Consider the following 13,676-nt stretch of genomic DNA (forward strand, 5'->3'; position numbering starts at 1 on the left):
TCAGCCCGCCGCTGCGCTGAGGAGAGGACTCGTACTCAGGGGGAGAGGCGGCACCGGGCGGCCGAGCATGGCGATATGTCCTCACTCAGGGTGTCCGCGCCCTGGTTCGACGTGATCGGCGGCGAGAGTTCCTGGCTCGCGGGGAGTGTCTCCCCGGTGACAGTGGCGGGACCGCGCCGGATTCGCACCGGCTTCCTCTTCTGCCGCCGTAGTTGGCCCCGGCAGTCCACCACGGCCCGCGAAGGCCCGTCAACTCGCTGTTGACCTGCGACGGGAGAGTGTGTTGGGCCCCACATGCCGGGCCCAGATACGGGGTGCGGACACACGCGTGGGGCGCGGAGCGTTCGCACGCTCCGCGCCCCACCCGGGAAGGCCGCTGCCGTCAGGCGACGATCAGGAAGATCCCGTAGGCCACCGCCGCCGCGCACAGGGCGAAGCAGGCGTACGCGCCGGTGCGTGCGAGGGAGGCGGAGCCACCGGCGGTGGCGGTCGCCGTGCCCTGCTTGGAGAGTCCGACGATGCCGAGGGTGAAGAGGCCCACCAGGGCCACGGTCACCGCGAGACTGACTCCGAAGACGGAGCCGAGAGCTGCCCAGTCGATGCTCATGCTGGTCTGTCCTTACACGGTCGCGGGCCGGGCGGGGTCCGCCATGGCGCCGGTCGTGGTGGTGGTCGGGGCCGCCGAGACGGTGGCCTTGACGGTCCCGCCCGCGGGGGCGGAGGCGGCCATCGCGCCCACGGGGGGCGGCGAGACGGCGGCGATCGCGGTGGTCACCACGCCCGCGGGCTCGGCGACCGTGCGGCCGTCAATGCCGTCAATGCCGTCAATGCCGTCAATGGCGTCGTGGCGGATCTCGTCGTCCGTGACGTTGGTGTGGTCGACGGCGTTGCGCCGGGAGAGCGCCCAGATCACGCCCGACCCCGCGATCAGGAGCGCCGCGGTGACCGTGATGCCCCAGGGGCCCTGCTTGGTGAGGAACTCGGCACCCGCGCCGACCAGGCCCGCCGCCGGCAGGGTCAGGCCCCACGCGACGAACATCCGGGTGGCGGTCGACCAGCGGACCACGCCGCCCTTGCGGCCGAGGCCCGCGCCCATCACGGCGCCCGAGCAGACCTGGGTGGTGGAGAGCGAGAAGCCGATGTGCGAGGAGGCGAGGATCGCGGTCGCGGCGCTGGTCTGGGCGGCGAAGCCCTGCTGCGGCGCGAGGTCGGTCAGGCCCTTGCCCATGGTGCGGATGATGCGCCAGCCACCGAGGTAGGTGCCGAGCGCGATGGCGATGCCGGCCGAGACGATGACCCACATCGGGGGGTTGGCGCCGGGGTTCAGGACGCCGCCCGTGATCAGGGCGAGCGTGATGATGCCCATGGTCTTCTGCGCGTCGTTCGTGCCGTGGGCCAGCGAGACGAGCCCGGCGGAGGCGATCTGCCCGGCGCGGTAGCCCTTGGCGGTGGCCTTCTGGTCCGTGTTGCGGCCGATGCGGTACGTCAGGCGCGTGGCCAGCGTCGCGGCGATGCCCGCCACGAGCGGGGCCGCGACGGCCGGGATCAGGATCTTGGTGACGACGGTGCCGCCGTTGATCGACGACCAGCCCTGCGACATGACCGCGGCGCCGATGAGTCCGCCGAAGAGGGCGTGGGAGGAGCTGGAGGGCAGGCCCACCAGCCACGTCATGAGGTTCCAGAGAATCGCGCCGACGAGCGCGGCGAAGATGACCTCGGTCTTGAGGCCGTCCTCATTGACGATGCCGCCGGAGATCGTCTTGGCGACTTCGACGGAGAGGAAGGCGCCGACGAGGTTGAGTACGGCGGACATGGCCACCGCCGTCTTGGGCTTGAGAGCGCCGGTCGAGATGGTCGTCGCCATCGCGTTGGCAGTGTCGTGGAAACCGTTCGTGAAATCGAACACGAGAGCGGTAACGATCACGATCCCGAGGAGAAGCGTGATGTGTTCCATTTACCCAGGCTTCTGTTGGACGTCAGTGGCATGTGGAACGTAGGCAACCAGGGTGAACGGAAAGTGAACTGGGCCGGGCGGTGCGGTGACCCGAAGCGGAGTGCCCTTGCTCCGTATTGAGCTGGTGTCTGATCCCGATCGTACGGAGCGTGGGCGGGATCCCCGCAAACGGGGCGGAGTGTCGGGTTCCGCCATCCGGCGGCGGCCCGGCGCGCACTTCTCGGTCCGGTGCCCGGATCCGGTGGGGAGATGCTGGTCACCCGGTGGCCCGAAGCCGTAACCGGAATCCTTTTGGGCTGGCAGGATCACCGCATGACTGAGCAGCGGCAGGGGCAGGGGCAGCGGCATGGCCAGGGACAGGGGCAGCAGGTGGACGGGGACGCGCTCGCGCGGGCCTGGGACGAGCTGGTCGGGACCGCCCGCAGGACGGTGCGGGACGGCCTGGTCGTCGGCACCTCGGGCAACGTCTCGATACGGGTCGGCGACACCGTCCTGGTCACCCCGAGCGGGGTCCCTTACGACAGGCTGCGGCCCGAGGACGCCCTCGGCGTCGACCTCGAAGGCCACCGGGTCCTCGGCGGCCTCACGCCCACCAGCGAACTGCCCATGCACCTCGCGATCTACCGCGACACCGGCGCGAGAGCGGTCGTCCACACCCACGCCGTACACGCCACGGCCGTCTCCCTGCTGGTCACGGAGCTCCCCGCCGTCCACTACATGACCGGCGCCCTCGGCGGCCCGGTCCGGGTCGCCCCGTACGCGCTGTACGGCACCGAGGAGTTGGCCGAGAACATGCTGCACGCCCTGCGCGAGCGCACCGGCTGCCTCCTGCAGAACCACGGCACGGTCACCTACGGGGACAGCCTCGACCAGGCCTACGACCGCACGGCCCAGCTGGAGTGGATGTGCCGCCTCTGGCTCACCGCCGCCGCGATTCCCGGCCACACCCCGACGCTCCTCTCCCCGGACCGGCTGCACGAGGCGGCACAGAAGCTGCGGGGATACGGCCAGTCGGCCACCTGAGCCACGGCTTCGGCCACCTGAGCCACGACTCACCCGGCGGGTACCGCCCACTGGCCTCCAGGGCCTCGCCCCCGGACACTGGGACGGTGCGCCCAGCCAAAGCGACGGCAGCGGCCGTCACCGCAGTAACAGCCGCCCTAGGAACAGCCGCAGCCGCGATCGCGGCGGGCCGGTTCGCCAGCGACGCCGCCCTCAAGGCGCCCGCGGGCCGCCCCCTGCCGACCGAGCCACGCCTGACCGTGCACGCCACGGCCGCGGGCCAGATCAGCCTGACCCGCGCCCTGGCGAGCCGCCGCCCCGGCACGTACGGCCTGAGCGGCAACGGCACCCACGCGATCGTCGGACCCGTCCTGGAGTCCGCCCCGCACGAGGCCGACACGGTCGTACGCCGCCTCGAAGCCGTCACCCACGGCTCCCTGGACCCCGGCGCCCGCGTCTGGCTCACCCCGCAGGTCCACATCGGGGACCCGCGCTCCGCGCTCGGCATCGACCACACCGACGTCGACATCCCCGGCGAGCTCGGCACACTGCCCGCCTGGTTCGTGCCGGGCGCCCGGGACACCTGGGTCATCACCGTGCACGGCCTGGGCACGACCCGCGAACACCCCATGGTCGTCATGGACTCCCTGAACCGCCTGCGGGTCCCGGTCCTCGACCTCGCCTACCGCGGCGACGCGGGCGCGCCCCGCTCCCCGGACGGCCTCGGCCACCTCGGCGAGACGGAGTGGCGCGACCTGGACGCCGCCCTGCGCTACGCCGTGCGCCGGGGCGCCGAGCGCGTCGTCCTGCACGGTTGGTCCACCGGCGCCGCCATGTGTCTGCACGCCGCCGCGCACTCGGCGCTGCGCGACCGCATCAGCGGCCTCGTCCTCGACTCCCCGGTCCTCAACTGGGAGACCACCCTGCGCGCCCTCGCCGGTGCCCGCCGCACCCCCGGACCGCTCCTTCCGCTTGCGGTCCGTGCGGCACAGGGGCGCACGGGGCTGCGCGGCGACCGGATCCTGGCGGCGGCGGGCCCCGGCGTGCTGCGCGTGCCCACGCTGCTCGTGCACGGCCCCGACGACGCCGTCGCGCCCTGGGGCCTCTCCCGGCAACTGGCTGCTCAGCGCCCCGATCTGGTCACCCTGCACCCTGTGCAGGACGCGCCGCACGGCGCCATGTGGAACGCCGATCCGCAGGGCTACGAAGAGGTGCTCAGGCGCTTCCTCACGCCCTTGCTGTGACGCTGCGCACGTGCTGTGACGCTGCGCACGCCCTCCGGTACACCCTCCCGTACACCGTGCCGCACACCGCGCGCGGCCCCGGCGCGCGGCGTGCGAACGGCCCCCGTCCCCATTCCGTTTGGGTTTTCGGACCGTCAACAGGAAGACTGTTCCCGTGACGTCCCGTACCCCGCGCGACTCCAGGCTCCGACTTGTCCGTGCGCCCTACCAGAGGGCCGAAGAGCGAGGAGAAGCCCGGCGCGACGCGACACGCCCCCTCTCGGCCGCCCCCGGCGCGATGAGCAACCGCCGCACGCGCCGTCCCGCGCCCCGGCCACCCGAGGGCACGCCCGCCCCGTCGGAACTGGCCCGCGCGGCCCGCGCAGGCCTCGCCGACGCCGTGCGGGTCGCCCGCTGGGCCGACGACGCCCTGCGTCCGGGCCCCGGCCGCACCGGCGGCTCGCCCGACGGCAAGGGCACGCTCTCCGACGCCACCGCCGAACGGGCCGCCGCCGAACTGGGGCTGACCCCCGCTCAGGTCCGCGCCGACTGGGACACCGCACGCCTCGCGGGCCTCATCGAGGTGCACGGCGACACCGCGAGGCCCGGCTGGCGGCTGCGCGCCTGGAACCGCGACGACACCGCCGTGCTGCGCGGCTGGGTCGCCCTCTTCGACGCCTGGTCGCTGGCCCACCCCGCGCCCGACACCCTCGCCCCCGCGGCGGTCGCCGAGGTCGTCGAGGCCATGCCACAAGTCCTCTCCCTGCTGCAGCTGTCGGCAGGCCCCGTGCCCGTGCCGCAGCTGCTCGACCTCCTCGACCAGCGCGTCACGGAGCTGCGCACCGAGCGCTGCGAGATCCCCTACGGCCCCCAGCCGGAGCCCGCCGTCCCGGCAGGCTGCCCCGAGAACGCCCCGCTCCCCGCCCTCCTCGACTGGGCCCTGCACGGCCTCGCCGCCGTCGGCGCGCTGACCTGCGCCGACGGGCAGGCCGTGCTCACGCCGCTCGGCAGCTGGGCGGTCTGGGTCAAGCTGGAGCAGATCTGCGTCGCCGCACAGAGCCCCGCCGGACACATCGAGCAGTCCGCCGAGGACATGCTCCGGGGCTGCGCCCGCCTGCGCCCCAACGCGGCCCGCGCCGAGTACCGCGCCTGGCTCGCCGCCCGCACCGTCTCCAGCGCCGTCACCGAGCTCCTCACCGCCGCACGCGGCGAGGACGCCCTCCTGCGCGGCCTGGCCTTCGAGGCCCTGCGGGTGGTCGGCGCACCGGCCGAGGCGGAGGTCAGGGCCGTCGTCGACGAGGCCTCACTGCGCCCCTACGCCCTGCTGTGGCTCGCCGAGCAGGAGGGCGCCGACCCCGAGGACGTCCACCTCGTGCTGACCCGCGAGGAGTCCACCTGGCTGTGGATCGACACCGCGGCGGCCGTCGCGGACCACGGCGAGACGCAGCTCCTCGTCCGGCACCTGGAGTCGGCGGTGCAGCCCACCGTGCCCGCCCTCCTCGACGAGGTGCGCCGCGCCGGGCACCCCCGCACCGTCCAGGTCCTGGTGGCCCTGGCCGCGGCCCACCCCGACCCGGCCCTCGCCAAGGCGGTGCGCCGCGCCGCCTTCCAGGTCCACACTGGCGGCGAGTGAGAGCCGCGAGGACTACCTCTCAGCCTCGGCGGAACGTGTCGCACTGCCCCATATCGCCGGTGCGGTAGCCCTGGTAGAACCAGTCCTGGCGCTGCTCGGCCGAGCCGTGGGTCCAGGACTCGGGGGTGACCCGGCCCTGGAACTTCTCCTGGATGCGGTCGTCGCCCACCGCGGCCGCCGCGTCCAGGCCGTCGCGGATGTCGCGGTCGTCGAGGCTGCTGATCAGCGGCTTGCCCGTGCGCTCGTCCGGGCTCCGGGTCGCGTGCCGCGCCCAGACCCCGGCGTAGCAGTCGGCCTGCAACTCGACCTTGACGGCGTTGCTGTCGCGGCCGGTGCGCCCGTCCTGGGAGCGCTGCAGGGTCCCCATCAGGTTCTGCACGTGGTGCCCGTACTCGTGAGCCACCACGTAGGCCTGCGCGAAGGGGCCGCCGCTGGAGCCGAACTTGGTCCGCAGGTCGTCGAAGAACCCCAGGTCGAGGTAGACCTTCTTGTCGCCGGGGCAGTAGAAGGGGCCGACCGCCGAGGTGGCCGTGCCGCAGGCCGTGCCCACGCGGCCGGTGAACAGGGCGGTCCGCGCCGGGGAGTACGTGCCCCGTCGGCGCTGGAACTCGGGGCGCCAGTAGTCCTGGACGCTGTTGACCACCGCCACGATGCGGCAGTCCTCCTTGCTGTTCGCGTCCCGCCCCTTGTGGCAGGTCTGCTGCACCTGCGCGAGGGAGGAGGACGTGGCCGAGGGGTCGTCGTTGCCGGAGGAGAGCCCCAGCTGGTCGGGGCCCACTCCGAAGAGCAGCCCCAGGACCAGCGCGATCAGACCGGCGATGCCGCCGCCCACGGTCGCCCGGCCGCCGGGGATGCGGCTGCCGCGCACATCCTGCACCTCCGAGGTGTCCAGGTCGGCGTCGTCGTCGAACTGCATGGGCGCACCCCTCTGCCGCGCATCCGGGACGACGCGCGTCGTCCCGCGCCGGGCTACCGGCCTCCTCATCCTGGTACGAGCTCCGCCGCCGGGCGCCGGACGGAGGTCCGAACGGGGGACGCGGCCCGCCCGCCGCCGTGTCGCCCCGCCGCACGACGGCCCTCCCGGGCCCCCGCCGCTACGCTCTGCGCCTGATCCGTGGGCAGTGGGTACCGAAGGGGGGCGTCATGTCCGCTCTGCCGCTCGACTCGGCCGCTCTGCCGCACGACGCGACCTCTCTGCCGCACGAGGCACCCGTCCCGTGGTCGGCCCCGGCCCGCCGCGGCACCCGTATCGCCCTGCCCGTGGCGCTCGCCCTGCTCGCGCTGCCGCTCATCACCGCCGCCCACCACTCCCGGCCCGCCCCCTACGGAGACCGCCTCACGGTCCACGCGCGCGTGGCGGCGGCCCCCGTCGCCGACCCCGCGCTGCGCACGAAGGGCCCGGCCGTCGAGGCGTACGACACAGCGAGCGGCCGCCTCCGCTGGACGTACACGCGCCAGGGGCGCCGTCCCGTCGCGCTCCTGCCCGCACCGGGGCACGCGCTCACGCTCTGGAACGACGGCCTGGTCACCGACACCGCGCGCGGCGACGGCGGCTCCGTGCGCTGGCACCGGGCCGTCCCCGAGAGCGCCGCCTGGCTGCGCACCCCGGCCGCGCGCGGCGGCGCCGGGGTCCTGCAACCGCTCCCGCCGGACGCCCGCATGCTGGCCGTCGTCACTCCGCGCCGCATCGCCGCCTACCGCACCGCGGACGGCGATCTGCGCTGGGTGCTGCCCGCCCGCCCCGGCTGCGCCTTCGAACCGGCGCGCTCCGTGCGCCGCGGCGGGGCCCTCCTGGTCGCCCAGCCCTGCGCGGGCGCGGGATCGTCCTGGACGGCGCAGGTCATCGCGGTGGACGACTACGGAAGAATCGTTCCGGGGCGCACTCCGCTGGGCAACGGGGACGCGCGGCGGGGCCCCGGGGGCGGCAGCGGCCCGGAAAAGTAGTTGCGACGGCCCGTTAGACTGGTTGCCATGGCAGCACCTCTCCTCAGTTGGACGGCATAGACACCGGTTCCTGAGTACCTCAGTCGTCCCTCCCGCCGTCCACTCTGTTTCAGGAGAACCCCGTGATCACCGCTTCCGGCATCGAGCTGCGCGCCGGCGCCCGCATCCTCATTGAGAACGCCACCTTCCGCATCGCGAAGGGCGACCGCATCGGCCTCGTCGGCCGCAATGGGGCGGGCAAGACCACCCTCACCAAGTGTCTGGCCGGTGAGGGCATCCCCGCCGGCGGCACGATCTCCCGCTCCGGAGAGGTCGGCTATCTCCCGCAGGACCCCCGCACCGGCGACCTCGACGTCCTCGCGCGCGACCGCATCCTCTCCGCGCGCGGCCTCGACACCCTGATCCGCAAGATGCGCGAGAACGAACAGCGCATCGCGAGCGGCGCGGGCGCCACCCGTGAGAAGGCCCTGAAGCAGTACGAGCGCCAGGAGACGGAGTTCCTCACCAAGGGCGGGTACGCCGCCGAGGCCGAGGCCGCCACCATCGCCGCCGCGCTCAACCTCCCCGACCGCGTGCTCGGCCAGCCCCTGCACACGCTCTCCGGTGGTCAGCGCCGCCGTATCGAGCTGGCCCGCATCCTCTTCTCGGACGCCGACACGCTCCTCCTCGACGAGCCGACCAACCACCTCGACGCCGACTCGATCGTCTGGCTGCGCGACTACCTGAAGACGTACCGCGGCGGCTTCATCGTGATCTCCCACGACGTCGACCTGGTCGAGACGGTCGTCAACAAGGTGTTCTACCTGGACGCCAACCGCGCCCAGATCGACGTCTACAACATGGGCTGGAAGCTCTACCAGCAGCAGCGCGAGTCCGACGAGAAGCGCCGCAAGCGCGAGCGTCAGAACGCCGAGAAGAAGGCCGCGACGCTCCACTCGCAGGCCGACAAGATGCGCGCCAAGGCCACCAAGACCGTCGCCGCGCAGAACATGGCCAAGCGCGCCGACAAGCTCCTCGCGGGCCTGGAGGCGGTGCGCCAGAACGACAAGGTCGCCAAGCTGCGCTTCCCCGAGCCCTCGCCGTGCGGCAAGACGCCGCTGATGGCCGAGGGCCTGTCGAAGTCGTACGGCTCCCTTGAGATCTTCACCGACGTCGACCTCGCCATCGACAAGGGCTCGCGCGTCGTCATCCTCGGCCTCAACGGAGCGGGCAAGACCACCCTCCTGCGGCTCCTCGGCGGCGCCGAGAAGGCCGACACCGGGCAGGTCATCGAGGGCCACGGCCTCAAGCTCGGCTACTACGCGCAGGAGCACGAGACCCTCGACCCCGAGCGCACGGTCCTGGAGAACATGCGCTCCGCCGCCCCCGACCTCGACCTCGTCGAGGTGCGCAAGACGCTCGGCTCGTTCCTCTTCTCCGGAGACGACGTCGACAAGCCGGCGGCTGTGCTCTCCGGCGGTGAGAAGACCCGGCTCGCGCTCGCGACCCTCGTCGTCTCGTCCGCCAACGTCCTCCTCCTCGACGAGCCCACCAACAACCTCGACCCGGCAAGCCGCGAGGAGATCCTCGGCGCGCTGCGCACCTACAAGGGGGCCGTCGTCCTCGTCACGCACGACGAGGGCGCCGTGGAGGCGCTCCAGCCGGAGCGGATCATCCTGCTGCCCGACGGTGTCGAGGACCTGTGGGGCCAGGACTACGCGGATCTGGTCGCCCTCGCCTGACGCCCTGGGTCGCCCGGTGCCGAGGCGTCCACCGCGCTTGATCGAATGACTGATCCACTGGGTATGGATCATTCGGCCGATCGGTGATCCCTCATCTGTGTGAGCTCTCCTCGTACCGAGGTGTGTCATACACGGATTTCGGCGCTGAGCTGCGCACACGTTTGCCTTATCGCCCGGCAGGGCCCTGACCTGCCGATTCGCTGAAGTGTCCGGTCGATTGATCGAAATTCGGCGCGCGGAATCGTTAAGTCCACTCGTGTCTGCCGCTTATGGAGCGGCAAACCTCGTCGTATGGACCTTGTCGAATGGGTGGCCAGGAAGCCCGCGAGGGGTGATCATGAGAAGTCCAGAGCGCACTTCCCATGAGGAGGCACGGGTGGCCGAGACTCTGAAGAAGGGCAGCCGGGTAACCGGCGCCGCGCGCGACAAGCTCGCGGCAGACCTGAAGAAGAAGTACGACGGTGGTGCGAGCATCCGGGCGTTGGCCGAGGAGACCGGCCGTAGCTACGGTTTTGTGCACCGCATGCTCAGCGAATCCGGCGTCACGCTGCGGGGACGCGGCGGGGCGACGCGAGGCAAGAAGGCCGCCGCCGGCTGACGGCAGGCGGCACGCTGTACCAGTGGTCCGATGGTGACCACCCGGTAGGTCAGCCGATCCACCGGGTGGTTACTGTGCAGTCACTTACGGGCGCTCCCGTGCGTCCGCCCGACCGCACCCCATCGGAGGCACCCATGGCTTCGTCCGACAGCGAGCTCGCACCGGTTCTCGACAAGGACGGCGTACGCCTCACCATCGACGAGGCCGTCGCCACGGTGACGCTGACCAATCCGGCCAAGCGCAACGCCCAATCTCCCGCGCTGTGGAGGGCGTTGACGGAGGCAGGTCAGCTGTTGCCGGGCAGTGTCCGCGTCGTGGTGCTGCGCGGTGAGGGCAAGTCCTTCTCCGCGGGCCTGGACCGGCAGGCGTTCACGCCCGAGGGCTTCGACGGCGAGCCGTCCTTCATCGATCTGGCACGCGGTGAGGACGGCCTCCTCGACGCCACGATCACCGAGTACCAAGAGGCGTTCACCTGGTGGCGGCGGAGCGACATCGTGTCCATCGCCGCCGTCCAGGGCCACGCCATCGGCGCCGGCTTCCAGCTCGCGCTCGCCTGTGATCTGCGGATCGCGGCGGACGACGTGCAGTTCGCCATGCGTGAGACCAGCCTGGGCCTGGTCCCCGACCTCACCGGCACGCATCCGCTGGTGGGGCTCGTCGGCTATGCCCGCGCGCTGGAGATCTGCGCCACCGGGCGCTTCGTCCACGCGGACGAGGCCGAGCGGACGGGCCTCGCCAACCTGGTCGTGCCCGTGGACCAGCTCGACGCGACCGCTGACGACCTGGCCGCCGCGCTCATCGCCGCGCCGCGCGACGCGGTCATCGAGACCAAGGCGCTCCTTCAGGGTGCGGCAGGCCGCTCGTACGAGGAGCAGCGCGTCGCCGAGCGCGCCGCCCAGGGCCGCCGACTGCGCGACCTCGCGGGCCTCGGCGACTGACGACAGGCCGCTTCAGGCCCGCTCTCCCGGCTCCGTCCGGTCCGATTCCCGGCCCACCTCTTCCCGGCAGCCCACCTCGGTGACGAGCACGGCCACCGACGGGTGGTCGGGCAGGGCGGCGCCGACCGCCGCGCGCACCGCGAGCGCCACGTCCAGAGCGCGGTGCCCGCGGCCCGTCGCGAGCTCCACGCGCGCGTGGCGGCGCGGCAGTGCGCCCGTGGCCGGACGCTCCTCGATGTGGACCGCCCGGCCGAGCACCCCGGTCAGCCGGGCCACTCCGGGCACCGAAAGGGCGGCCTGCCCGACGCGCGCCGCATCTCCGTCGCCCGTTCCCTGGCCGTCCGTTCCCAGGCCGCCCGTCCCTTGATCCGTTCCCTCGCCCGTCCCGTCGCTCTCGCCGCGGGGCGGCTTCGGGGGCACGGGGTCCGCGCCCTCGTCGAGCAGGGCCGTCACCTTCAGATCCACCGCCTCGGTGACCAGGCCGAGCCCGTCCGCCGCTCCGGTCAGCGCGGCCCGCAGCCGGTCCGCCGCCGCGGGCAGTGGTCCGGTCGCCGCGGCCGCGAACTCCGCGGTGATCCGCAGCGGCCCCGGCGGCAGCGCGCTCGGCGGTGCGGGCACCGCCGTCACGTACGCCTGCTCCGGCCGGGCCGACGCGATGCGGAGGGTGCCGAGGCGTACGCCGGAGACCACGTCAGCCATCTGGCGCAACGCGGCGTCCACCGCCGATTCCGTCACCCAGGCGCCGTCCTGCGCGCCGCCGAGGGGCAGCACCCGGCCGAGCCCCAGTTGTCGGCGTACCGCCTGCGTCAAACCCTCGCCCGTCATGGCTTCAGCCTGCCCCATCCCGGGCGCGCGGGCGCGGGGCCGCGCTTACTGTGGGCGCAGAAGCAGCCTCATTCGACGGAGCGCATTCCCCTGTCGACCTGTCGACCTGTCGAAAGGAACGGGACGGCGATGACCGAGACCGGACAGCGCAAGGCGTCTCAGACGCCGGAGAAGAACTCCCCGGACGAGAGCGCGGCGAGGCCCGCGCCCGGACGGGGCGGCGGTGATCCCGCGAGCCGGGGCCGCACCACCATCGCGGACGGCGTCGTCGAGAAGATCGCCGGACTCGCCGCACGCGACGTCGAGGGCGTGCATGCCATGGGCGGCGGCCTCGCGCGGACCTTCGGGGCCGTGCGCGACCGGGTCCCCGGCGGCTCGAAGTCCGTGTCGCGCGGCGTGAAGGCCGAGGTCGGCGAGGTACAGACCGCCCTCGACCTGGAGATCGTCGTCGAGTACGGCGTATCGATCGCGGACGTCGCACAGGACGTACGCGAGAACGTGATCGCGGCCGTCGAGCGCATGACCGGGCTCGAGGTCGTCGAGGTCAACATCGCCGTCAGCGATGTGAAACTGCCCGACGAGGATGACGACGAGCCCCAGGGACGCCTCCAGTAGGACGTCCCGCTAAGGAGCGCATGATGAGCATGGCCGTGATCGGCATGGTGGCCGGAATGGCTCTCGGGTTCGCCGGATACTTCGGCGGATTCGGGGCGTTCCTGCTGGTGGCCGCCTTGGGCGCCATCGGTTTCGTGGCCGGCAGGTTCCTTGAGGGGGACCTGGAGCCCGGCGACTTCTTCCGCGGCCGCGGCGACCGGCGGCGGTGAGCGGTGGCGGCACAGGTCGCACCGGGCGAGCGCGGCGCGACCCGGATCGCCGACCGGGTCGTCGCGAAGATCGCCGCGCAGGCGGCCCGCGAGGCGGTGGACGCGGTCCCGCCCGACGGCCCGCCGCCCCGCGCCACGGTCTCCGTCCGCCATGAGGCGGCCCGCATCCGGGTCAGCCTCGAACTGGACTACCCCTGCGACATCGGCGGCCAGTGCGGTGCGGTGCGTCGCCATGTCGCCGAGCGGGTAAAGGCGTTGGCGGGGATGGACGTGCCGGAGGTGGCCGTCCAGGTGGAGCGGCTGCACTCCGCGCAGGTACGGGCCGCGGCACAGGGGAGGATCCGATGAGTGAACCCCAGGGCGGCGGCACCCAGCCGCTGCCGGTCGTCGAGCAGGCCGGGAGCGACCTCGACCAGTCGGCCTCCGCGTCCCTCTACCAGCCGCTGCCCACGCTCGCCGAGGGCGAAAGGGCCCGCCGCTTCTGGTCGGCCCGCCGGGTTCCCGCGGCCGTCCTCGCGCTCCTTGTGCTCGGCGGTTCCGCGCTCTTCCTGTACGACGTCGTCGCCGTCAGGGCCGACCATCCCGCGATGCGGTGGCGGCGCGAACTGGCCCACCAGCTCGGTGAGCGGCCCCTCGACGACACCGCCGTGCTCGTCGGCGCCGCCGTGGCCGCCCTCATCGGCCTCTGGCTCCTCGTGCTCGCGGTGACGCCCGGGCAGCGCGCCGTCCTGCCGATGCGGCGCACGCACTCCGACGTGCGCGCGGGTCTGTACCGCGGCGCGGCCGCGATGGTCCTTCGCGACCGGGCCATGGACGTGCCGGGCGTGCAGTCGGTACGGGTCCGCATGAAGCGCTCCAAGGTGGACGTGCGCGCCGTGTCGCACTTCCGTGAACTCGACGACGTACGCGGTGACCTGGACACCACACTCACCGATGGCATCCACGAGCTGGGCCTCGCGCGGGCTCCCGGCCTCTCCGTCCACGTGGCCCGGCCCGGCAGGAAGGGGTGAGCGC

15 protein-coding genes and 1 riboswitch are annotated in these 13,676 nt (G+C 72.9%); of the genes, 11 read left to right on the forward strand and 4 right to left on the reverse strand.

The window, feature by feature from the left end:
• Positions 1–105: 105 nt before the first annotated feature.
• Positions 106–238, reverse strand: a riboswitch (cobalamin riboswitch).
• Positions 239–382: 144 nt separating this feature from the next.
• Both ABZ953_RS24210 and ABZ953_RS24215 read right to left on the reverse strand, forming a co-directional pair.
• Positions 383–607, reverse strand: a complete 225-nt coding sequence (locus ABZ953_RS24210) for a hypothetical protein (RefSeq protein ID WP_361727225.1) — start codon at positions 605–607, stop codon at positions 383–385.
• Positions 608–619: 12 nt separating this feature from the next.
• On the reverse strand, positions 620–1,954 hold the full coding sequence (locus tag ABZ953_RS24215) for an inorganic phosphate transporter (RefSeq protein WP_361727227.1): 1,335 nt from the start codon (positions 1,952–1,954) through the stop codon (positions 620–622).
• 312 nt (positions 1,955–2,266) lie between these two features.
• On the opposite strand from ABZ953_RS24215, the gene ABZ953_RS24220 reads away from it, so the two are divergent.
• From ABZ953_RS24220 to ABZ953_RS24230, 3 genes are all read left to right on the forward strand, one after another.
• Positions 2,267–2,977, forward strand: coding sequence for a class II aldolase/adducin family protein (locus tag ABZ953_RS24220; protein WP_361727229.1), 711 nt, complete (start codon positions 2,267–2,269; stop codon positions 2,975–2,977).
• 86 nt (positions 2,978–3,063) lie between these two features.
• A complete protein-coding gene (locus ABZ953_RS24225; RefSeq protein WP_361727231.1) occupies positions 3,064–4,200 on the forward strand; it encodes an alpha/beta fold hydrolase in 1,137 nt (378 codons plus the stop codon).
• 154 nt (positions 4,201–4,354) lie between these two features.
• On the forward strand, positions 4,355–5,812 hold the full coding sequence (locus tag ABZ953_RS24230) for a hypothetical protein (RefSeq protein ID WP_361727233.1): 1,458 nt from the start codon (positions 4,355–4,357) through the stop codon (positions 5,810–5,812).
• A 19-nt stretch (positions 5,813–5,831) separates the two neighbouring features.
• Here ABZ953_RS24230 and ABZ953_RS24235 read toward each other — a convergent pair whose 3' ends face one another.
• Positions 5,832–6,728 carry a neutral zinc metallopeptidase gene (locus ABZ953_RS24235; RefSeq protein ID WP_361727234.1) on the reverse strand — a complete coding sequence of 299 codons (897 nt, stop codon included), beginning with the start codon at positions 6,726–6,728 and terminating at the stop codon, positions 5,832–5,834.
• A 227-nt stretch (positions 6,729–6,955) separates the two neighbouring features.
• Between ABZ953_RS24235 and ABZ953_RS24240 the strand changes: the two genes are divergently transcribed.
• The 4 genes from ABZ953_RS24240 (at position 6,956) to ABZ953_RS24255 (ending at position 11,013) form a co-directional block, all read left to right on the forward strand.
• On the forward strand, positions 6,956–7,756 hold the full coding sequence (locus ABZ953_RS24240) for a hypothetical protein (RefSeq protein ID WP_361727236.1): 801 nt from the start codon (positions 6,956–6,958) through the stop codon (positions 7,754–7,756).
• 122 nt (positions 7,757–7,878) lie between these two features.
• A complete protein-coding gene (locus ABZ953_RS24245) occupies positions 7,879–9,477 on the forward strand; it encodes an ABC-F family ATP-binding cassette domain-containing protein (protein ID WP_361727238.1) in 1,599 nt (532 codons plus the stop codon).
• 376 nt (positions 9,478–9,853) lie between these two features.
• Positions 9,854–10,075: a helix-turn-helix domain-containing protein gene (locus tag ABZ953_RS24250; protein ID WP_055550175.1), complete on the forward strand. Its 222-nt coding sequence runs from the start codon at positions 9,854–9,856 to the stop codon at positions 10,073–10,075.
• A gap of 134 nt (positions 10,076–10,209) precedes the next feature.
• Positions 10,210–11,013 carry an enoyl-CoA hydratase/isomerase family protein gene (locus tag ABZ953_RS24255; protein WP_361727240.1) on the forward strand — a complete coding sequence of 268 codons (804 nt, stop codon included), beginning with the start codon at positions 10,210–10,212 and terminating at the stop codon, positions 11,011–11,013.
• 12 nt (positions 11,014–11,025) lie between these two features.
• Here ABZ953_RS24255 and ABZ953_RS24260 read toward each other — a convergent pair whose 3' ends face one another.
• Positions 11,026–11,838, reverse strand: a complete 813-nt coding sequence (locus ABZ953_RS24260; RefSeq protein WP_361727242.1) for a nucleopolyhedrovirus P10 family protein — start codon at positions 11,836–11,838, stop codon at positions 11,026–11,028.
• A 129-nt stretch (positions 11,839–11,967) separates the two neighbouring features.
• Between ABZ953_RS24260 and ABZ953_RS24265 the strand changes: the two genes are divergently transcribed.
• From ABZ953_RS24265 to ABZ953_RS24280, 4 genes are read left to right on the forward strand one after another with little or no spacing between them, the layout of a single operon-like run.
• Positions 11,968–12,453 (forward strand): Asp23/Gls24 family envelope stress response protein, encoded by a 486-nt coding sequence (locus ABZ953_RS24265; RefSeq protein ID WP_361727244.1) that lies wholly within the window; start codon positions 11,968–11,970, stop codon positions 12,451–12,453.
• A 23-nt stretch (positions 12,454–12,476) separates the two neighbouring features.
• Entirely contained in the window at positions 12,477–12,662 is a 186-nt protein-coding gene (locus ABZ953_RS24270; protein WP_355818703.1) for a hypothetical protein, read from the forward strand.
• 3 nt (positions 12,663–12,665) lie between these two features.
• Complete coding sequence (locus ABZ953_RS24275) at positions 12,666–13,010, forward strand: hypothetical protein (RefSeq protein WP_361727246.1); 345 nt, start codon at positions 12,666–12,668, stop codon at positions 13,008–13,010.
• On the forward strand, positions 13,007–13,672 hold the full coding sequence (locus ABZ953_RS24280; protein ID WP_361727248.1) for a DUF6286 domain-containing protein: 666 nt from the start codon (positions 13,007–13,009) through the stop codon (positions 13,670–13,672). Before ABZ953_RS24275 ends, ABZ953_RS24280 begins: the two co-directional genes overlap by 4 nt.
• Positions 13,673–13,676: the final 4 nt, after the last annotated feature.

This window comes from Streptomyces sp. NPDC046465, assembly GCF_040646035.1.
GTDB lineage: Bacteria > Actinomycetota > Actinomycetes > Streptomycetales > Streptomycetaceae > Streptomyces.